The 20,742-nt window shown below is 54.3% G+C and carries 19 protein-coding genes, 2 tRNA genes and 1 other RNA gene; 2 read left to right on the forward strand and 20 right to left on the reverse strand.

Annotation, left to right across the window (positions count from 1 at the left end; genetic code table 11):
• Positions 1-64: 64 nt before the first annotated feature.
• The 6 genes from LDN04_RS03345 to LDN04_RS03370 all read right to left on the reverse strand — a co-directional run bounded on the left by LDN04_RS03345 (position 65) and on the right by LDN04_RS03370 (position 5,486).
• Entirely contained in the window at positions 65-1,249 is a 1,185-nt protein-coding gene (locus LDN04_RS03345; protein ID WP_223906313.1) for an ABC transporter substrate-binding protein, read from the reverse strand.
• A 75-nt stretch (positions 1,250-1,324) separates the two neighbouring features.
• Positions 1,325-1,609, reverse strand: coding sequence for a hypothetical protein (locus LDN04_RS03350; RefSeq protein ID WP_223906315.1), 285 nt, complete (start codon positions 1,607-1,609; stop codon positions 1,325-1,327).
• Between the two features lie 84 nt (positions 1,610-1,693).
• The gene (locus tag LDN04_RS03355; protein ID WP_223906317.1) at positions 1,694-3,040 is read right to left on the reverse strand and encodes a hypothetical protein; all 1,347 of its coding nucleotides are present in this window, start codon (positions 3,038-3,040) and stop codon (positions 1,694-1,696) included.
• 59 nt (positions 3,041-3,099) lie between these two features.
• Complete coding sequence (locus LDN04_RS03360; RefSeq protein ID WP_308464653.1) at positions 3,100-3,846, reverse strand: amino acid ABC transporter ATP-binding protein; 747 nt, start codon at positions 3,844-3,846, stop codon at positions 3,100-3,102.
• Positions 3,833-4,618, reverse strand: a complete 786-nt coding sequence (locus tag LDN04_RS03365; protein WP_374045162.1) for an amino acid ABC transporter permease — start codon at positions 4,616-4,618, stop codon at positions 3,833-3,835. The genes LDN04_RS03360 and LDN04_RS03365 overlap by 14 nt, the downstream gene beginning before the upstream one ends.
• A 109-nt stretch (positions 4,619-4,727) precedes the next feature.
• Entirely contained in the window at positions 4,728-5,486 is a 759-nt protein-coding gene (locus LDN04_RS03370) for a basic amino acid ABC transporter substrate-binding protein (RefSeq protein WP_223906320.1), read from the reverse strand.
• Positions 5,487-5,679: 193 nt separating this feature from the next.
• Here LDN04_RS03370 and LDN04_RS03375 point away from each other — a divergent pair, with 193 nt between their 5' ends.
• Both LDN04_RS03375 and LDN04_RS03380 read left to right on the forward strand, forming a co-directional pair.
• On the forward strand, positions 5,680-6,603 hold the full coding sequence (locus LDN04_RS03375) for a DMT family transporter (protein WP_223906322.1): 924 nt from the start codon (positions 5,680-5,682) through the stop codon (positions 6,601-6,603).
• A gap of 86 nt (positions 6,604-6,689) precedes the next feature.
• Positions 6,690-7,283 (forward strand): molybdenum cofactor guanylyltransferase, encoded by a 594-nt coding sequence (locus LDN04_RS03380; protein ID WP_223906324.1) that lies wholly within the window; start codon positions 6,690-6,692, stop codon positions 7,281-7,283.
• A gap of 92 nt (positions 7,284-7,375) precedes the next feature.
• On the opposite strand, the gene LDN04_RS03385 is transcribed toward LDN04_RS03380, so the two are convergent.
• The 14 genes from LDN04_RS03385 to LDN04_RS03450 form a co-directional block, all read right to left on the reverse strand.
• Entirely contained in the window at positions 7,376-7,963 is a 588-nt protein-coding gene (locus LDN04_RS03385; protein WP_223906326.1) for an ATP/GTP-binding protein, read from the reverse strand.
• A gap of 18 nt (positions 7,964-7,981) precedes the next feature.
• The gene (locus LDN04_RS03390; RefSeq protein ID WP_214173951.1) at positions 7,982-8,473 is read right to left on the reverse strand and encodes a roadblock/LC7 domain-containing protein; all 492 of its coding nucleotides are present in this window, start codon (positions 8,471-8,473) and stop codon (positions 7,982-7,984) included.
• Positions 8,474-8,646: 173 nt separating this feature from the next.
• Positions 8,647-12,225 carry a pyruvate:ferredoxin (flavodoxin) oxidoreductase gene (nifJ, locus tag LDN04_RS03395; protein WP_223906328.1) on the reverse strand — a complete coding sequence of 1,193 codons (3,579 nt, stop codon included), beginning with the start codon at positions 12,223-12,225 and terminating at the stop codon, positions 8,647-8,649.
• Positions 12,226-12,303: 78 nt separating this feature from the next.
• A complete protein-coding gene (gene recR / locus LDN04_RS03400; protein ID WP_223906330.1) occupies positions 12,304-12,897 on the reverse strand; it encodes a recombination mediator RecR in 594 nt (197 codons plus the stop codon).
• Between the two features lie 196 nt (positions 12,898-13,093).
• Positions 13,094-13,408 carry a YbaB/EbfC family nucleoid-associated protein gene (locus LDN04_RS03405; RefSeq protein ID WP_223906332.1) on the reverse strand — a complete coding sequence of 105 codons (315 nt, stop codon included), beginning with the start codon at positions 13,406-13,408 and terminating at the stop codon, positions 13,094-13,096.
• A gap of 71 nt (positions 13,409-13,479) precedes the next feature.
• Positions 13,480-15,234 (reverse strand): DNA polymerase III subunit gamma/tau, encoded by a 1,755-nt coding sequence (dnaX, locus tag LDN04_RS03410; RefSeq protein ID WP_223906334.1) that lies wholly within the window; start codon positions 15,232-15,234, stop codon positions 13,480-13,482.
• Positions 15,235-15,306: 72 nt separating this feature from the next.
• Positions 15,307-15,405: signal recognition particle sRNA small type (gene ffs, locus LDN04_RS03415), an RNA gene on the reverse strand.
• 68 nt (positions 15,406-15,473) lie between these two features.
• Positions 15,474-15,564 (reverse strand) — tRNA-Ser (locus LDN04_RS03420).
• Between the two features lie 47 nt (positions 15,565-15,611).
• Positions 15,612-15,701 (reverse strand) — tRNA-Ser (locus LDN04_RS03425).
• A 2-nt stretch (positions 15,702-15,703) separates the two neighbouring features.
• On the reverse strand, positions 15,704-16,186 hold the full coding sequence (gene tadA, locus LDN04_RS03430) for a tRNA adenosine(34) deaminase TadA (RefSeq protein WP_223906336.1): 483 nt from the start codon (positions 16,184-16,186) through the stop codon (positions 15,704-15,706).
• A 162-nt stretch (positions 16,187-16,348) separates the two neighbouring features.
• Positions 16,349-17,362, reverse strand: a complete 1,014-nt coding sequence (locus LDN04_RS03435; RefSeq protein ID WP_223906338.1) for a site-specific integrase — start codon at positions 17,360-17,362, stop codon at positions 16,349-16,351.
• Between the two features lie 328 nt (positions 17,363-17,690).
• Positions 17,691-18,191, reverse strand: coding sequence for a DNA repair protein RadC (radC, locus tag LDN04_RS03440; RefSeq protein WP_223906340.1), 501 nt, complete (start codon positions 18,189-18,191; stop codon positions 17,691-17,693).
• 708 nt (positions 18,192-18,899) lie between these two features.
• Positions 18,900-19,787, reverse strand: coding sequence for an ArdC family protein (locus LDN04_RS03445; RefSeq protein WP_223906341.1), 888 nt, complete (start codon positions 19,785-19,787; stop codon positions 18,900-18,902).
• A gap of 376 nt (positions 19,788-20,163) precedes the next feature.
• A complete protein-coding gene (locus tag LDN04_RS03450; RefSeq protein WP_223906343.1) occupies positions 20,164-20,742 on the reverse strand; it encodes a hypothetical protein in 579 nt (192 codons plus the stop codon).

Here is a 20,742-nt window from a genome sequence, read left to right on the forward strand (position 1 = left end):
CCCGGCAGACTAATCTGCCGGGCTTTTCTGTGCGTCCCATCCGGAAAGGGATGGAGTTTCTTCTCTAGTCCATCTTGACCGGGACCTTGGCCTTCAGGACGAACTTGCCGCCTTTGACCTCCAGAAGCGCCAGAGGGGACTTGATCGGCTCGCGGTTAGCGCGGATGGTGATAGTGCCGGAAACCCCTTCAAACGCCTTGGTCTTGGCAAGAGCATCCTTGAACACCTTCGGATCGACACTGTTGGCCCGCTTCATGGCGTCGACCAGGAGCGTGATGGCGTCATACCCCTGGGCATCGAAGAGACCCGGTTCCGCACCGTTGAACTTCTTCTTGAATGCCTCGACAAACTTGGCCGTGACCGGCGAAGCCTGCTCGGGGGAGAAGCCGAGGGCGGACATGGAGCCTTCGGCCGCCGGGCCACCCAACTCTACGAACTTCGGCGAGAAAAGGCCGTCGCCGCCGAACATGTTGGCCTTGAGCCCCTGCTTGCGGGCTTCCTTCATGATGAGGGCACCTTCGGTGTAGTAGCCGGAGAAGAAGATGACATCAGGCTTCTTCGCCTTGATGTTGGTGATCTGGGCGCTGAAGTCCTTGTCGCCGTCTTTCACCTTCTCGTCGGCAACGATCTCGATCCCCTTCCCCTTCGCCGCGTCGCGGAAGGTCTGGGAGAGACCGACGCTGTAATCGTTGTTGTCGGAGGTGATGACCGCCACCTTCTTGTATCCCAGGTCCTTGGCGAAGAAGTCGATACAGGCAGGGATGGCGACGCTGTCGAGCAGGGTGTCGCGGAAGATGAAGTCGCCGTTCTCCACGACCCCCGGACCGGTGGCACCGGCGGAGAGGAGCACGACCTGGGCCTTCTGGGCAATGGGAGCAGCCACCTTGGTGATGCCGGTGGTCGGGTCGCCGACGATGGCCACCACGTTGTCGCGGGTGATGAGCTTCTGGGTTACGGAAGCCCCTTCCTGCTTGTCACCGCGGTTATCCGCCTCGACGATCTCGATCTTCTTGCCATTTACCCCGCCGGCGGCGTTGATCTCGTCCGCGGCCATCTTCATTCCTTCCAGGGTCGGCTTGCCGAACATGGCCACGTCACCGGTCAGTGCGCCGAGGAAGCCAATCTTCACGGTATCCCCCGCCGGCTTCGCCGCCTCGCCCCCTTCTTTTTTCTTGCAGCCGACGGTGGTTCCCAGCGTTGCCGCGAGGGCCGCCACGGTCAGAAACGATACTGCCTTACGCATATTCATACCTGCCTCCTTGTAATAAACTCCGGGCTCCGGCCCGTTCCATCAATCGCATGACAATGATGCACCGGCTGCCGATTACTTGCCGCCGCCACCCTGCTTCTCAAGGCTGTCGAGGATATCGTTCGCCTCTTTAAGCTTCTGCTGCAGCTTCTTGATTTCCTCGGCGGAGTAGACCTTCTTACCCTTCTTGATCTCGGCGTTCAGCTTCTTGATCCGTTTCTGGATGCTGTCTACCTCGGTCGCACAATTTTTGGAGGCGAGGAGGCACTGGTCCTTCTCTTCCTTGGTCATTTCGGCCATGGCCGGCACGGTGGCGGAAAGGGCTACGGCGGTCATCACGAGTACGGCGATCTTTTTCATGGTAATTCTCCTCGTATGGGATTGGATGACAAGAATGATATCAGGAAGAGGGCCGGAGGCAAGCCGCCGGCCCCCCTTTTCGCCTTAGAACGAGTAGTTCATCATGAAACTCGCCATGTAGGGGTTCTGCGGATCCTGGCCGTTGGCAGCAACACCTTCGTAGTAGTCGCCGAGGATGACATAAGCGCCGCGAAGCGTGGCCGTCAGGTTGTCGTACAGTTTGTAGTCGGCCTGGGCGTTGAGTTCGGTGCCGAGGTAGTTGCTCTTGCGGTGACCAGCGAAGCCGGTGTCCTTGGCCACCGCGGCAAAACCGGCGTTGGCGCTACCGCTCAGTTTGGAGGTGAACGGCATGTCGTAGCCCACGAAGCCGGCGATGACACCGCGGTCCAGGTTGTTGCTGGTGTAGACGACAGCGTTGTCGATGGTCATGGAATAGGCGTCGCGGAAGAGGAGCTGCATGTTGCCGTTGTAGAAGCCGTGCTCGTCGTCGATGCTCTGGAAGGCATTGCTGGTCCCTCGGCTCCCCGGATTCCCTTCGCCGGAGACATAGAGGAACTCGGTCCGGGCGGTACCGGTACCGACCTTGGCACGGGCACCCACGTTGCCGGCAAAGGCACTCAGGTGCTGCCGGTTTGCCGGATTTGACTCGAGATTGCCGAACTGGTAGATGAGGAAACCATCGACGGTCACCGGCCCAAACGCCGCTTCGCCATTCACACCGAGGGTGTGGAAGATGCTGTTTGTCGCCGAGCGGTCGTCATTAACCATGTAGTAGGCGCCGCCTACTTTCACCTCTTTGGAAACAGCGTATTTTTCGTCAACGACGAGCATGTCCCGGGTCTGCTTGCCGGGAAGCACCTTCGGCGTGAGATTCGGACCATTGTCGTTGAAACGGAAGAAGCCGATAGACGAATTGAACTTGCCGTAGCTGGCGGAAGCAAGGGCACCGGCCATGTCGGCCCCGACGAAAACACCCTTGAAGGAATCGTCAAAGGGCTGCATGCCGAGCTTCACGTTGAGGGGAGTCTTGGGGATGTTGAAATCGAGATAGACACTCTTGGTCTCCAGGTTGACCTGATCGGCGCCGATGGCACCGCCGTTATTCCGGGTGGTGCCGTTAGAGCCGTAAGAGTTATCCCCCCAACGGGAGTCGATCTCGAAGTGGGTGACCAACTTCAGATCGTCATTGGCCTTGGCGATGTACATGAGCCGGGCCCGCTGGGCAATGTAGGTGGCAGTGCCGGGCTTCTTATCCTGCCCTTCCGGCAGATAGAACCCGTCCGTAATCGGCGTGGCGTTGAAGTTGTTCACTGCGGAGAACAGGCGGAACATACCGTGAAATTCGTTCTCCAGCGCCAGGGCCGGGACCGCGGTGGCCGCCACACATGCGGCGGCGGCGAGTACTGCGAGACACTTTTTGTTGATACGCATTACTACCTCCTTTGTGGTTAGTTACTACACACCATGACAATAAAAATAATGCTGCGCTCCTACAAAATCTGGCTGAGGAACAGTTTAGTCCGCTCGTGGGTCGGGCTGGTGAAGAAGTGTTCCGGTGTCCCTTCTTCCACGATTGCACCGTGGTCCATGAAGATGACCCGATCGGCCACCTCCCGGGCAAACCCCATTTCGTGGGTGACAACCACCATGGTCATCCCCTCCCGGGCAAGCCCCTTCATGACATCGAGGACCTCACCGATCATCTCCGGGTCGAGTGCGGACGTCGGCTCGTCAAAGAGCATCAGCTTGGGGTCCATGGCCAGCGAGCGGGCGATGGCGACCCGCTGCTGTTGCCCCCCCGACAGCCGACCCGGGTACACATCCGCCTTTTCCTCAATACCGACCTTCCTGAGAAGTTCCAGGGCCTTCTCCCGGGCTTCCTGGCGGGAACGCTTGCGTACCACCACCTGGGCCAGGGTAAGGTTTTCCAGAACAGTTTTGTGGGGAAAGAGGTTGAAGGACTGGAAGACCATGCCGACCTCTTCCCGCACCCGGGTGATGTCCGTGGCGGGATCATTGATGTCGATGCCGTTGACCACAATCCGCCCCGCATCTATCGTTTCCAGCTGGTTGAGAGAACGGAGCAGCGTGCTCTTGCCGGAACCGCTCGGCCCGAGAATGACCACCTTTTCTCCGTCATGGACATTGAAGGAAACCCGGTCGAGCGCCTTGAACCGCCCGAAGTACTTGACCACATCCCGTGCCTCTATCATCCTGCGTTGATCACCTGTTGGCATTGATACGCTCCTCCATCAGGCCGATAAGTTTCGACAGGATCAGGGTGATGATCAGGTAGACCAGGGCGATGATCGTGTACGTCTCGAAATAGGCAAAGGACTCCGACGCATATTCCCGTCCCCGCCTGAGCAGGTCGGACACCGCCAGGATGGAGACGAGGGACGAATCCTTCAGAAGGGCAATGAACTCGTTGCCGATGGGGGGGAGGACGACCTTGATCGCTTGGGGAAGAATAACGTGTCCCATGGCCTGTGTTCGGGTCATTCCAAGGGAGAGGGCCGCCTCCATCTGTCCTTTGGGAATGGACTGAATCCCCGCCCGAATGACCTCACCCATGTAGGCGCCATAGCAGACAGCCATGGCGATGATCGCACTCAGCATATCGGGAACGTGAACTACCCGCCCCAAGGCATAATAGATGTAGAAAATCTGGACCAGCAGCGGGATACCGCGGATTACCTCGACATAGACGGAGGCAATACCGTTGAAGAACCGGTTGCCCGATATCCGTCCCAGTCCCGTCAACAGCCCGAGAAGCAGGGAAAGGAGAATCGCCCCGATGGTAACTTTGAAGGTCACGACAATACCGTCGGGAACGAACTTGAGGATGTTCAGATAGGGGTCGGGCTTTGCTATAACAAGATAGGCAAGGGCGCCAACCGCCCCCAGGAAGGAGATACGCCAGGCGGTAAAGAGGCCGGCATCCGCCTTGGTCGGGATGGCGGCGCCATCACCCACTTCAATAGTCTTGTTGTCGTTATCAGTTATCATCATCTGTTCTGCTTGTCATCTCCGTCGCGGAATAAGGTCGCGCCTCGTATACATGGCAAAGCCGGAGAGATGTATACACTTTCCGGCTTTGCCATGTTCCAGTTTCATCTTATCTGAGCCATTTCTTCTTCAGTTTCTCATCGATCTTCTTCGCCTTGACCGCCTTGATACCCTTGTTGAGAAGGGCAACCAGTTCCTTGTTCCCTTTCTGCACGGCAATGCCGTAGGACTCTGAGGTAAAGGACTTGCCGACAATCTTGAACTTGGCCTTGTACTCCTGGCGCTGCAGGGCGTAATGGGCGGCGGTCGGCTCATCGCAGACAACGCCGGAGATACGACCGGCCGCCATGTCTTCGAAGGCAAGGCCGACTTCGTCGTAGGTTTTCAGTTCAACCCCTGCAACCTTCTTGGTTTCGAAGGCACCGGTCGTGCCAATCTGGGCACCGACCTTCTTCCCCTTCAGGTCGGCAAGTACCTTGACGTTCCCTGCCGACTTGCTGACCACGAGAATCTGGCCAACGCTGATGTAGGGATCTGAAAAGTCGAACTGCTTCTTCCGCTCATCCGTAATGGTGACGGAAGAGAGGACTGCATCGTAACGGCCGGCGGCAAGACCGGCGAAAATCCCGTCCCAGGCAGTATTCTTGTAAACCGGCGTGAATCCGGCTGCTTTGGCGATCTCGTTCATGAGGTCTATTTCGAACCCGACGATGTTCTTGTTGGCATCGACCATCTCCATGGGAGGCCAGGTTGCGTCAGTGGCAAAGGTCACGGTCTTCAGATCCTTGCCGGCAAAAGCCGTCGAAGAAATGGCAACGACAAAAGCACTCGCGGCGGCAAGCAGAGTCAGCATTCTCAGTTTTTTCATACTACCTCCATAAAAAGGTGAAATTATTTTCGGAAAGATAAAACGTTTTTTTGATGAAGTCAACCGCTTTGGTAAGACCATCAAACTTTTCCAATTGACTTTTCAGCCCCGTCCAGCCCAGAATACTATCCTGTCACGCCGTAGTTCCGGGAACAAACCGGCAATCTGCCCCGACCAAAGGGAACCACCTGTCATGAACAAATTCCTGGCCGCAACGCTCTTGCTCATCACAACCTTCTTCTGGGGGATCACCTTCACCGTCGTCAAGGAGGCAATTGCCCGTGTCGATGTGTACGTCTTTCTTGCCCAGCGGTTCACCATCGCCTTTGTCATCCTCCTCGTTTTCGTTCTGATCCGGCGTCCCCTGCCGAACGGCAGAACCATAAGGGACGGTGTCGTGCTCGGGTTGTTCCTGTTCGCCGCCTTCGCCTTCCAGACCGTCGCGCTTCTCTCCACGTCAGCCTCCAACACCGGCTTCCTGACGGGGCTCAATGTTGTCTTCGTGCCGATCATCGCCTCCCTCGTCTTGCGCCAGCCGATCCCGTTCAACGTCAAGCTGGCGGTCACCTTCGCCGTGACGGGCTTGTACCTCCTCTGCACCAACGGCAGCTGGTCGTTCAACCACGGCGACATACTGGCCGCCGTCTGCGCTGTCTGCGTCGCGCTCCATCTCCTCCTAACGAGCAGTTTCGCACGAAAGGCCGGCAGCGACATCTACTGGCTCACCACGCTGCAGATCGGCACCGTGGCGTTCCTCAGCACCGTGACGGCCACGACCACCCACCACCCGGTGGCCGTCTATCACCCCGGGATTCTTCCCGCCCTCATCATCTGCTCGCTGTTTGCAACGGTCTTCGCCTTCCTTGTCCAGACCTCCATGCAGCGCTGGATAAGCCCCACCAATACCGCGCTGATCTTCTGTACCGAGCCGGTTTTCGCGGCGATTTACGCCTACCTTGCAGCCGGCGAGCGGCTCGGCTCGATAGGCTACCTCGGCTCGGTGCTGATCATTGCCGGCATGCTGATTTCGGAAATCATGCCCGGAAGGTCCGAACCGCATCAAGTGCAGACCGAGCCCCCGGCCATCGACGAGCTCACCGACCCTGAACCCTCCTGACGCCCAAGCCATCACCCTAACGAAAGAAACAGCAGCCCCGTAAATTCTTTTGACGGCCAGCGGATGAACGCGGTACTATGCCGAGCATGTCCTCGCCCAACCCCGATATAACCGGCGTGATCCTCGTCGGTGGCCAGAGCCGCAGGATGGGAACGGACAAGGCGTTTCTGGACCTCCGGGGCAGACCGCTCATCGAGCGGGTTCTGAGGGTTTGCGAGGAGGTCTGCGGCTCAGTGCTCCTAGTCGGCAACCGGCCGGAACGGTTCAGTGCCTATGGTCTGCCGGTAGTGCCCGACATCTATCCCGGCAGTTCTCTGGGAGGCCTCTACACCGGCTTGAGCCATGCATCTACCCCCACAATCTTCGCCACTCCCTGCGACATCCCCTTTCCGAACGCGGCGATCATGCGCCACCTCATCTCGTGCCGGGATGACTACGACGCCGTCGTCCCCCTCACCACCCACGGAGTGGAGCCCCTCTTCGCCATCTATACAAAGGCCTGTCTGGAGCCTATGCGCCGAATGCTGGAAGCAGGCAATGTCCGTATTCACGACCTCTATTCGCTCATAAGAATCCGGTACGTGGAGACGGCGGAACTGGCCTCTCTCGACCCCTTCGGAACCGCCTTTCTCAACCTCAACACGCCGGACGACTACGAAAAGGCGCGCGGTAAAGAATAGCACCGTGGAAGGTCGACATCGTCAACGAAACGCAAAAAGCCCGCGAGACTCTCTCACGGGCTTTTATTATCAGCAGAAACGGCAGAAACCGGTTATTTACCCTTTTTCAGATCGATGAGGATCAGTTTCGCCACCGCCTTGAGGGTCTCGAACACCCCTTCGCCGGTGGAGGCGCACGCCTCGAAATCGGGGACATCGGTCGGATTAAGTTCCCGGCGCAGCTCCTCGACGGTCACGATGTTCGGGAGATCGCGCTTGTTGTACTGGACCACGTAGGGAATCTTGTCCAGATCGTACCCCTGCTCCACCAAGTTGATCCGGAGATTCTCCAGCGATTCGATGTTGGCATCCATCCGCTCTTCCTGCGAGTCAGCCACGAAGACAACTCCGTCCACACCTTTGAGAATCAGCTTGCGGGAGGCATCGTAGAAGACCTGTCCCGGCACGGTATAGAGATGAAACCGAGTCTTGAACCCCCGAATCTCCCCCAAAGCCAGCGGCAGAAAGTCGAAGAAAAGGGTCCGCTCCGTTTCCGTCGCCAGGCTTATCATCTTCCCCTTGGCGTCGGGTGCGGTTTTCTGGTAGACAAACTGCAGGTTCGTGGTCTTGCCACACAGGCCCGGCCCGTAATAAACGATCTTGCAGTTTATCTCCCGGGAGGCGTAGTTGATAAAGGACATCTGCCGTTACCTCAAGTCTCAGCTGAAGAGATTGTCTATGTCGTCATCGGTGATTTCCGCGAAGGGGAAATCGGTTTCGCCGCTCTTTTCCTTCTCCTCGGCCTTCTCGAGAAGCCGGTTGAAGATGGTGGTCAATTCGTCTGACGCCTTTTTCACCCGGAGCCTGACCAGCCCGAGTGATGAACGACTGTCGAACAGCACGACGAGGATGACCCTTCCGCCGACGATGGAAATGTGGAGGTTGTCCTTTTCCCCTTCGTGAAAGAGGATGGAGAACTCTTTCTCGCCGATCAGCTTGGCAAGGCCGCCAGTGGCGGCGATATTGCCGGCCGTCAGGGACGCCAGCGACGTGGTGTCGAAGCGCTCCACCTCGCCAACCCCTGAGATCAGCTGGCCGTTCTTGTCCACAAGAAAAATCACCTTGGCATTGGCTTCACGCAGCAGCTTTTCGATAACGACGTTTATCTGTTTGAATTCCTCATCATACATCACCATCTGAGGATTCGCCATGGAGCACCCCTTGTGCGGTGAGAGAATTTGCCGGCAGCGGCTAGATATAGCAGAAACGGGCTGCCCTTTCAAGGTTTTTCGACCATTTACCGGCTAAATACGGAAAAGCCCCGGCAGTTTCCCGCCGGGGCTTTTGAACGACACAGAAGAACAATGACTAATTATTACGTTATTTACTTCTTGCTGGAATCCTCGAAGTCGAGGGCCGCCAGCTTCTGGTAGTATGCGAAGTGGGTCTTAGCCCATTCACCGGCTTTCTTCATCAGCGCCTCTGCCTGCTTGGGGTTCGCCTTTTTGAGCATCCGATAGCGGTTTTCGTTATTGGTGTACTCGTCAAAGCTGATGGTTGCCGGCTTGCTGTCCAGCTGCAGCGGGTTCTTGTTCTCGGCAGCCAGGGTCGGGTTGTAGCGGTACAGCGGCCAGTAGCCGGACTGTACTGCCTTTTTCTGAGCATCCACACCAGCGGTCATGTTGATGCCGTGTGCGATACAGTGCGAGTAGGCGATGATGATCGAGGGGCCGTCATAGGCCTCGGCTTCCAGCATCGCTTTGATGCACTGGGCCGGATTGGCCAGGGAGACCTGTGCCACGTAAACCGAACCGTAGGACATGGCGATCATTCCCAGGTCCTTCTTGCTCACCGGTTTGCCACCGGCAGCAAAGAGCCCGACAGCGCCCATCGGTGTCGATTTGGAGGCCTGTCCGCCGGTGTTGGAGTAGACTTCGGTATCCAGTACGAACAGGTTGATGTTCTTGCCGGAGGCGATGACATGGTCCAGGCCGCCGAAACCGATGTCATAGGCCCAGCCGTCGCCACCAATGCACCAGACCGACTTCTTGACCAGGTAGTCCATAATCGGCAGCAGTTGCTTGGCCGTTTTGTCCTTGCTCCCCTTCAGGGCAGCCTTGAGTTTCTCCACGCGGCCGCGTTGGGCCTCGATGCCTGCCTGGCTGGACTGATCTGCAGAGAGGATTTCCTTGCACAGTTTGGCATTAGCAGCAAATGTCTTGTTGTTAGCCAGTTCGGTCAGATAGTCACCGGCTGATTTGGTGAATTGATCAACGGTCAGGCGCATGCCGTAACCGAACTCGGCATTGTCCTCGAACAGCGAGTTGGACCAGGCTGGCCCACGACCGTCAGCACGCTGCGCGTACGGTGTGGTGGGGAGGTTGCCGCCGTAGATCGAGGAGCAGCCGGTAGCGTTGGCAACCATCATCCGGTCGCCGAACAGCTGGGTCAGCAGTTTCAGGTACGGGGTCTCGCCGCAGCCGGCACAGGCACCGGAGAACTCGAACAGCGGTCGGACCAGCTGGTTGCTCCGCAGGGTCTCCAGCTTGACCTGGGTCGCATCCACATCAGGCAGCTTGAGGAAGAAGTCGAAGTTCTCTGCCTCTTGTGCCCGCAAAGGAGGCTGGAATGCCATGTCCAGCGCCTTGTGATTCGGATTCTGCTTGTCCTTGGCAGGGCAGTTGTAAGCACAGGCGCCACAACCGGTACAGTCTTCCGGTGCCACCTGGACGGTCAGCTTTTTGCCCTTCATTTCGGGGATGGTACAGTCGACCGATTTGAATGCCTTTGGTGCCGATTTCAGTTCCTTGGCGTCGTAGGCCTTCATCCGCACTGAGGCATGGGGGCAGACAAAGGAGCAGATGCCGCACTGGATACAGATCTTCTCGTCCCAGACCGGGATTTCGGTGGCGATGTTGCGTTTCTCGTACTGGGAGGTGGCGGTCGGGAAGGTGCCGTCAGCCGGCATCATGGAAACCGGCAGCTGATCGCCCAGGCCGGCCACGATCACGCCGGTAACGTCCTTGACGAACTTGGGGGCTTTGGCGGAGACTGCAGCAGCCATCTTCAGCTTGCTGGAAGCCTTGGCAGGAACCTTCACTTCGTAGAAGTTGTTCAGACCAGCCTCAACAGCCTTGTAGTTCATCTCCAGTACTTTTTCGCCAGCCTTTCCGTAGGACTTCTTGATGGCATCCTTGATGGAGGCCACGGCGTCCTTCAGCGGGATGATGCTGGATATCTTGAAGAATGCAGTCTGCATGATCACGTTGATGCGGGGTCCCAGGCCGATCTCGTTCCCCAGCTTGACGCCGTCAATCACGAAGAACTTCATCTTCTTGTCGATGATCTGCTGCTGCACCTCTTTGGGCATGGTGTCCCAGACGTCCTTGGGGCCGAACGGTGCGTTCAGCAGGAACGTGGCACCAGGCTTAGCCTTGCTCAGCATGTCATACTTCTCCAGGAAGGAAAAGTTGTGGCAGGCCACGAAGTCGGCCTCCTGCACCAGATACGGTGCGCGGATGTACTTCTTGCCGAACCGGAGGTGCGAGGTGGTCATGGAGCCGGCCTTCTTGGAGTCGTACACGAAGTAGGCCTGGGCGTTGTTGCTGGTCTCCTCGCCGATGATCTTGATGGAGTTTTTGTTAGCCCCCACCGTACCGTCGGAACCGAGGCCGAAGAACATGGCCTGGTAGGCCCCTTCCATCGGGTTCTTGTAGGAGTAGTCCACCTTCAGGCTGCAGTTGGTGACATCCTCTTCGATACCGACGACAAACTTGTTCTTTGGCTTGGCAGCTTTGAGGTTGTCCAGCACCGCCTTGGCCATGGCCGGGTTGAACTCCTTGGACCCCAGGCCGTAGCGTCCGCCCACGATGACCGGATAACCGTCGCATTTGAACTTGCCGGAAGCCATGGCTTCCCCAATGGCGGTGCGCACATCCAGATAGATCGGCTCGCCCAGGGCGCCGGGCTCCTTGGTGCGGTCCAGCACGGCGATTTTCTTGACGGTCTTGGGGAGAGCCTTGATGAAGGCATCCAGCGGGAAGGGGCGATAGAGGCGAATCTTAACCACGCCAACTTTCTCCCCCTTCTTGACCAGGTTTTCCACGGTGTCCTGCACCACATCGGCACCGGAACCCATCACCACCACTACACGCTCGGCATCCTTAGCGCCGACATAATCAACCAGCTTGTACTTGCGGCCGGTCAGCTTGCCGAACTTGTCCATCTCTTCCTGCACGATCTTTTCGCAGGCCGGATAGTAGGGATTGACGGTCTCGCGTCCCTGGAAGTAGACATCCGGGTTCTGGGCGGTACCACGCATTACCGGGCGGTCAGGATTCAGGCCACGCCCCTTGTGTGCGGCGATCAGCTTGTCGTCCAGCATGGCTCGCATCTCGTCGAATGAAAGTTCCTCTACCTTCTGGATCTCGTGGGAGGTGCGGAAACCGTCGAAGTAGTGCAGGAACGGCACCCGGCTGCGCAGGGTTGAGGACTGGGCGATCAGCGCAAAGTCCATAACCTCCTGTACGTTGTTGGAACAGAAGAAGGCCCAGCCGGTGGAGCGGCAGGACATCACGTCCGAGTGGTCGCCGAAGATCGACAGGGCCTGGGCCGCGATAGCACGGGCAGACACATGGAATACGGTGGAGGTCAACTCGCCGGCAATCTTGAACATGTTGGGGATCATCAGCAGCAGACCCTGGCTGGCGGTGAAGGTGGTGGTCAGTGCACCGGCCTGCAGGGCACCGTGTACGGCACCGGCTGCGCCGCCTTCTGACTGCATCTCGACCACAGACGGGACGTTGCCCCAGATGTTTTTCTCGCCGACCGCGCTCTTGGCATCGGATATCTCCCCCATGACCGATGACGGCGTAATGGGATAGATGGCAATCACCTCGTTGGTGGCGTGGGCCACATGGGCCGCCGCGGTGTTGCCGTCAATGGTTACCATTTTGCGACTCATAAAACTCCTCCTGTCTGATTTTCGTGGATTATTCGAAACGCAATCCCGTCTGCTTCAAGTATCTATCGCTATCGACCACTAAACCTCGGACCGTCCCTCCATGGCCCGCTGTACTGTTGCCAGATCCACATACTCAAGGTCGGAACCGAGAGGGATACCATGGGCAAGACGGGTGATCCGTATTCCCAGCGGCTTGATAAGGCGGGCCAGATAGAGTGCCGTCGCCTCTCCTTCCACGGTGAAATTTGTGGCCAGTATCACCTCGTTGCATCCACCCCGCTCAAGCCGTTCCATAAGTTCCCGAATCTTCAGCTGTCCCGGCGTGATGCCGCTCAAGGGAGACAATGCCCCGTGGAGCACATGATAGCGCCCTTTGAAGGAGTGGCTCCGCTCGATGGCCAGCATGTCTTGGGGCTCTTCCACCACGCAGATAAGCGCCGAATCGCGGTCACCCGTGCAGATATGGCAGGGGTCCGCCTCGGTGATCCCGAAGCAGGTGGAACAGAAGCGCACCCTGCTGCCCACTTCCACCAGGCTTTCCGCCAGAGCATGAACATTCGCAGGGGATTTCAACAGGTGAAAGGCGAGCCGTAATGCGGTTTTTTCCCCAACTCCCGGCAGTTTCTTCAATTCACCAAGAAGCTTTGTCAATGACGCAGAAAAATGTAGCATATTTTCCCGATAAGATAAAACATTTTTTTATTATACTATAAATAAAAAAATTTATTATGCATAAAAATAATGCATAATAAATAATCGTTACGTAATGTTACAAGCGGGCAGATATTTCACTCTGCCCGCTCCTGTTCAGAAGCACTCCCCAGCGGTGGGGAGTGAAAAATAAACTGGCATTGCCGTGACACCGGGCTCAAAACAGCCCAGGAATACTGAGGCCGCCCGTTATCTTTCCCATCTGTTCGGACAGTTCACCCTGCACCTTGGTCAAGGCTTCATTTACCGCCGCGACGACAAGATCCTGAAGCATTTCGACATCTTCCGGATCTACCGCCTCTTTTTTGATCGTAAGTGAAAGAAGCTGGTTCTTGCCGTTGACCACCGCTGTCACCATGCCCCCACCCACCGTGGCCTCGGCGGTTTTTTGGGCTGCATCTTCCTGTAATTTCGCCATCTTCTGCTGCATCATCTGGGCCTGTTTCATGATCTGCGCCAAACCTTTCGACATCCGTAACCTCCTTGGGTTAGTAGTATATTTTTTTACTCACGCTGAACAAATTTTGTTATACTAAAACGCAGTTATACTTTTTCGGAACCATCGCCCTCTTTTACCGATTCGATCACACCGTCAAAAATTTCCAGAGCGGCCGCCACCAGCGGATGACCAACAGCAACCGCCCTCAGTTCCTGCTCGCGGGCAGACTGATCAAGACTTTTTTTTTCCAGGAGCGTCGGGGGAAGACCTTCCGTACTCCCGCTCAATGGCTTTAGCTGCACCGCGGTAGCTGTGCGGAAATAGGCTTGGGCAAGACCGGTCAAATCGGCAATCACGTCGGCGTCTTTCAGCTTGTTGTACTGGAATGAACCAGCGCTATAGCCCAGTTCCATCGCTTGGGCAGAAACCTTAAGCGGCCGGCCATGCTCAAGAAGGGCAGCCAACAACGGCTTTTTCCCCCGCACGAACGCTACGAATCCCTCCCAGTCACCGCCCCCCGCTTCAGAGGTCTTCGCCTGAGCCGCAGCAGGCGCCGGAGCGGGTTCCGCACACAAACCGGGAGAATCGGCCTCCTCCGCAAGCTGCGGGGGTTTGGTGGAACGGGGTAATTCAGGACGGGTCCGAGCGGCAGGCGCCTCCGCCTGGCGGGAACGGGGTGCCTCCCAACTCGGCACACCGGAAGCCACTATACCACTCGCCGGTTTTTCCAATACCTGAAGACGGGCCAGAAGCTCGTCAACCGGCACGACCGGCGCCAGATTCGCCATTTTCAGCAGTACCATTTCCAGAACCAACCGCGGAAAACTGCTCTGAGCTATCTCCGTATCCGCCCGCAACAGAAGGGTCAGGTGGCGTTGGAGCTCACCCAGAGCGACACCGCCTGACAGCTCCTGCAATTCCGCCAGTTCGCCGGCGGATAGCTCGGCAAACTCAGCGGCATCCCCCACTGCCTTGAGGATGACCAACGTACGGAACTGGTCGATCAATTCCTGGCCGAAATGACGCATGTTGTAGCCGTAACCATCCACCTGCCGCACAATGTCCAGCACTCCCCGGCAATCCCGGGCAAAGATCGACCGCGCAGTCTCCTGCAACAGGCGGCGGTCGACGACACCAAGAAGGGCGACCACATCCTCGTCCCCAACCCGCTCACCACAGAACGCCAGGACCTGGTCCAGGGTCGAAAGAGAATCTCGCATGCTCCCGTCCCCTTTGCGGGCGATCATGGCCAGCGCCCCGTCACTGATGCCGACCTGCTCCTGATCGACGATGAAGCGGAGACGGGCAACGATCTTCGGCAACGGTATCCGCTTGAAATCGAAGCGCTGGCAGCGTGAGAGGATGGTGATGGGGAGTTTGTGGGGTTCGGTGGTGGCAAAGATGAACTTGACGTGGGGAGGAGGCTCTTCCAGGGTCTTCAGAAGCGCGTTGAAGGCATTGGTGGACAGCATGTGCACTTCGTCGATGATGAATATCTTGTAGCGGCTTCGGGAAGGGAGATACTTAACATTTTCCCGCAACTCCCGGATGTCGTCCACGCTGGTGTTGGACGCCCCGTCGATTTCGAAGACATCCACCGACGTCCCCGCCGTTATCTCCGTACAGGCGGAACAGTTGTTACACGGCTCGGTCGACGTCCCCTGTTCGCAGTTGAGGGCCTTGGCAAGAATCCGGGCCGAACTGGTCTTCCCCACCCCCCGGGCGCCGGTAAAGAGAAAAGCATGGGCGATCCGGCCGGAATCGATGGCATTCTGGAGGGTCTGGCTGACATGCTCCTGCCCGATCAGATCACGGAAGGTCTGTGGCCGCCATTTTCTCGCTAACACAAGATATGACAAGGGATGATAACCTCATATGCAGTTACGGGATTGCGGGAGGGGGGTTGGGGTCGCGGGTTTACAGTCAGAACTGATAGCTGGGCACCCCCGCGGCACACGGAGCCGGTTACTGCCGCTGCTTCCTTCCGGACCTGACGGGATTCATAACCTTCCGTTGCGCGGGACCCAGCTATCAGCTCTGACCGCAAGTGCTGCCACGGCGGGGCGCTTGAAGCGAGCCGACGACAGTGCTGAAATAATGGCGGAGAGAGAGGGATTCGAACCCTCGGTACGCTATTAACGTACACACGCTTTCCAGGCGTGCTCCTTCAACCGCTCGGACATCTCTCCGTGAAGGGGAACTATAGTATAAACCGTGCTGGTTTGTAAAGGGTTTATGGCGGAGAGATAGGGATTCGAACCCTAGGTGGAGTCACCCCCACACCTGATTTCGAGTCAGGCGCCTTCGACCACTCGGCCATCTCTCCGTTCAGTCAGCCGCATCGTTATTCCGTCGCTTCCGCTCGCGCAAACTCGCGAAAAAATTGCTGATGGTCGCGGCGCACTCAGCGCCCCGCACGCCGGCGGTCAAACTAACCCGGTGATTGAGCCGGGGGTCGGCGGAGAGATCGTAGAGGGAACCCGCCGCACCCGCCTTCGGGTCATGGCAGCCGAATACAACCCGGTCGATCCGGGCCAGGAGTATCCCCCCCATGCACATGATACAGGGTTCCACGGTAACGTAGAGGGTCGCTCCGGACAACCGCCAGTTGCCCAGCCTGCGAGCCGCCTGACGGATGGCAATCATTTCGGCATGGGCCGTGGGGTCATGGCGGGACTCACGCAAATTATAGCCTCTGCCGAGCACACCGTCATCCCTTACCACCACAGCGCCGATGGGGACCTCACCCAGGTCAGCGGCCTTGTTGGCCTCGCGGAGCGCGATCCCCATCCAGTACACATCGTCTTTCATCTGATTAAATGGCGCGCTTGGAGAGATTCGAACTCCCGACCTACGGATTCGTAGAGGCTCCCGGTACGCTTATATGTAATAATTACAACTAGTTAAGGCGTCAGTTTTTCGTCAGGGGAGAATACTTTTACCACAATCTGCGTCAAAAGTGTAGCAAAATAATCACTCTATTTCCTCTAACTTCATTACTGCATGAGCAAGCTTATGTGGTGACAGGTGAGCATATCTTTCCGTTACCTGAATAGTGCTATGCCCCAACCATTCCTTCACCACATATAAATCAATACCCTTGTTCACCAGCCTACTTGCACATGTATGCCTCAATGCATGGATGATAAACTCTTTATCCTCCTTAAGCCCCATCTCTTCACGAGCCCATGCCCACGCTTTATCTGCTTGGTACACGGTCAATTCAAATGGTTGCAACGTATCATCATCATTTTTCCTCCTCTTCATTATTGCAGCTACCCGCTTGGTCATGGGTACGCTTCTTGGCTTGTCCCCTTTGTTGACCCATATATGTATAAGGTTGCTGGGGTAATTCACGTTTTCATATCTAATGGACAATGCCTCGCTCAATCGCATGCCAGTATCCACCAGTACTTCCACCAGATCAGCAACATCTGGATAGAACCACCTTCTCTCGCTATGCTTTGTATTCCGAAGCAAGTCCACCATCATGTTTTCTTCCTCCTTGGTTAATACCCTGAGCCGTCCTTTCTTCTCTTTCCTCAGCTTGATGTGGTCCCATGGTTGCCGTTTGAATCTAAGTATCGTCTTTAACGTGGAAAGATACCGGTTAACAGTAGCGGGTTTATTCCCGTTCGCTTCCAATTTTTGAATCAAAGTGGCAACAGCATCATCATCTATCTTGGCAAGAGGGACATTACCCAACAATCCTACTAGATACTTGCTTCTGGCCTTGGGTCCATGAGTATCCTTATTATTTTTCCACTTCCCCTCAAATACCTGCTTTATAGCATCTTCCAAAAACATTTTTGCGTTACGTTCCTGTGGCGTCATTAGCGGCTCATCAATAAGCTTTTGACGTTCCATTGCCTCAACTTGCTTTGCTTCCTTCTTGGTAAACTTGCCGGTACTCTTGAATACTCTCTGCCCGTTGACGGTGAAATTCATGTAGAAGACACCTTTAGCACCTCGTTTATATACAGCCATGACATACTCCTTTCCTGATTCCAGGCACAAAAAAAGAGCCTAATGGCCCCTGTTGTCCTGAAATGGTTATGTTGTTGGATTTGGTTGTTGCTACTTGGTGGTTATCTGGTCTGCGTGAAGGTTTTGTACAAGGCGGGATTAATGGAGGGCTTGCTTTTTAACTTGGCATAGATCAGCTTCAAGAGCATATCTCCGCAAAAACTACATGTAACCGTATAAGCTGAATCTCTTGCTGGAAGGAATACATCTGTTGATCCATCTGCTATCCCATACCTGATACCATGTACTACCTCTCCTGGTCGAATTGTCTTGTTGCAAAGTTCACATTTCATAAAAGCCCCTCGTTGGTAAAAGAGAGATACTTGTCACCAATAATGATGTGGTCGAGTATCTTGATCCCTAAGAGATCCCCTGCTTCCTTGAGTCGTTTGGTTATCTCAATATCTTCCCTGCTAGGGGTAGGATCTCCGGTGGGATGATTGTGGATCAGTATGATTGCTGCTGCTGAGGAGAGGAGTGCTGTTTTGAAGGTTTCTCTTGGATGTACAATGCTCTGATTTAACGATCCGACAGATACCTGATCTATGCAGACAATCCTGTTCTTGCCGTCCAAATGCAGGGCAAAGAAGTATTCCTTGGTCTCATGCTTCAGGAAGCTGAAGGTTGCATATACCTGATCTGGGGAGGTGAACCTGTTCAACGGTTGGAGGTAATTGGTTATCTCATCCTTAACGGTGAGGGTTTCATATACCGCTTTGATCTGTTTGAACTTGATGCTTCTGGTCTTGGTGGATACTTCTTCCTGGCCGAATAAGGTTTGAACTGTCATGGTGATTTCTCCTTTCGAAATGAAAAAGGGCAACCTGTAGTGGTCGCCCTTTTCTAATAATTTGAAGGTAACTATGCATTTTTCGATACATATATTCTTGAGTTATCCACTTTTAAATATCATTTTGCACCTCCATTTCTTAACGGTATATGTCCAGCAAAAATAGCAGCACCACAAATTAACTATTGACATGTAAAAACGGTTAGTTAAACAACATGCCTCTCTAATGAGCAAAGAGCTAAAGTGCCTGTAGAAACATTGCATTTTTGAAACATATCCACAGCTACAGAAGAGTTATCCACATTTGCTGTGGAATTGCTTGTACTCGGCAACTATCTTAATGATTCCGCGTTTACATTTGATGCAGGTGTCATCTGGAGGGTAGTAGTCCTCGTATATCTGGTTACAGGTATCGCACTTAAAATAGGCCATGATGTTTCTCCTTTCTTGATATAATTGTGACTAAAGGGAGGATGCTGATATGGTATTTCTCAGGACAATGGTCTGGTCGTGGAAGGATATTATGCTGCTGAAATGGTGTGTTTTTGCCTTCGGGATGATAGTCGGAGCTTACCTGTCAGAGTTCATCAAGCAGCATGTTTGGATATTTGTTCTGGCGGCAATACTTCTTACGGTTCGGCCTGCTATCAAGTATTTTGGGAATAATGAGTAGGTGGGATTTGCTGTTGGTAGGGTTATGTGGTGGGATTATGCTGCGATGGCTTCTACTAGTTCGATCTCTTCACCTTCCTTTTTATTTAAGATATAGTCCGCTCCCTTCTGAGCTTGGGCTGCTGCATGGATCAGTAGAGTCTTGTCATTCTTAAGTTCTCTTAACCATCCCTGGATATATGCTGCGCTATTCTCTATTGTCCTCTGTTCAATCCCCGTATATCCGCATAAGAATGCTGCTCCCATCTCAGCTACGAGTTCTTCCTTGGAATATTCATGTGATCCAAAGTAAGAGGGTTCCAGTATGCTCTTCCTGCCAAGTCTGGATATGTGCCCTGTGCTGTGTACCAGTTCATGGAACAATGTTGAGTAGTATTCTTCTGGGGAATCAAAGGTGCTCAGGTTGGGAAGTTGGATGTAATCAAGGGAGGGAGAATAGTATGCTTTGTTACCTCCGAATCGGAGTTCTGGTCTAAGAGGCATGTTCTTGATTATCTGCTCTGGTCCAGGTAATGGTTCATGGTCGTTTTGGGTCTCTTCTGTTGTTGGTGGTGAAATGCCTTCGGTCTGGTCAATGTTGAACACGTTGTAGTACCTGAGAATGGGTATCTTACTTGTAGAAAGGGTCTCATTTAAAATGATACCCTCTGTGCTCTTGTCCAACCACTTCCAGAAGATCACCATTGTTGACCTCTCTCCCTTCTTTACATGTCCACCCTTGTCCTGAACCTGTTTGAAAGTAAGCCAGTAGGGAGAGTGGTAGGGAGTGCAGGAGAGTAGGAAGTGATTAATTCCCCGGTAACTCTTTTTGCTGATCAGGTTCTTGGGATTATTGCTCTCTGCGTTCCATGGTTTCCTCCAGGGGATAGTACCTTGCTCCAATAGCTCCATAATCCGATTGTTGATGATTTCGTACACGTTCATGATCTTTCTCCTTTCTTTTATTTGCGGTTTAACGCCGCGCCGATTACTACCAATAAGAACAGGACAAACATTCCTACGTGGAACATTCCGCACATTGCCAACCATGCGAAGTTGACTAGACCGATGACTAAGAACAGAAGTACTTGCATATGGACCTCCTTTCTTGGATATAGGTATCCCTTGACGGGGATACCGCTTAGTGATGGTACGATTGCGTTTAGTTTGATTGGTGTTACAGGTGGGGATTACTGGTGGGAATTGCAGCTCTACTGGTTCACATCTTACGAAATAGAAAGAGGCATGATCAGTTATGACCATGCCTCTTTTAGGACCGGTGATGCAAATTAGTTCACTGCAAAAATCAATATGATCTCGGTTACTGTGCTGGCCACTCTGGATGATTTGGGTCTTTGTGTTTAGCGCCATTCCTGTAATCTTGATAACTTAAAGGTCTGCCATCCTCACCTAACAATGGCCTATGAGTATACATGTCATAAACTTGCCCATTTCCGATTGAGACATTGCTGTTGATTCTATTGTTGTAAGTAGAATTTGCATTTTCAGTTACATTATTTTGGCTGCACATATTATTCAGAAGATTTTCAGCTGCCTCCTGTGAACGGAATGACAATATTTGAAGATCAATATTATCGTTGGACTTTGAATGGCCAGTAATTGTTGTAACACCGGTAAGCTCATGACCATTTTCTACTGCAGTCGCTGTAAACAATGTACATTTGCCGCGAGTTTCGTCAATTTTTACATTTTTGACTTCTATCTTCGGATAGTAATTTTTCATATACGTAGCTATCTTTGACTGTGTACTACCTGTACAATTTGATATTTTATCCTCTATTGTGTTTGTTGCTCTGCTTATTTTACTGTTAGATTCAGAACAACTGCATATCCCAATAATGTAAACAAAAAAACAAAGTAAACATAAAATATTACGCAT

It is taken from the genome of Geobacter sp. AOG1 (assembly GCF_019972315.1).
In the GTDB taxonomy this organism is placed as follows: Bacteria; Desulfobacterota; Desulfuromonadia; order Geobacterales; family Geobacteraceae; genus Geomobilimonas.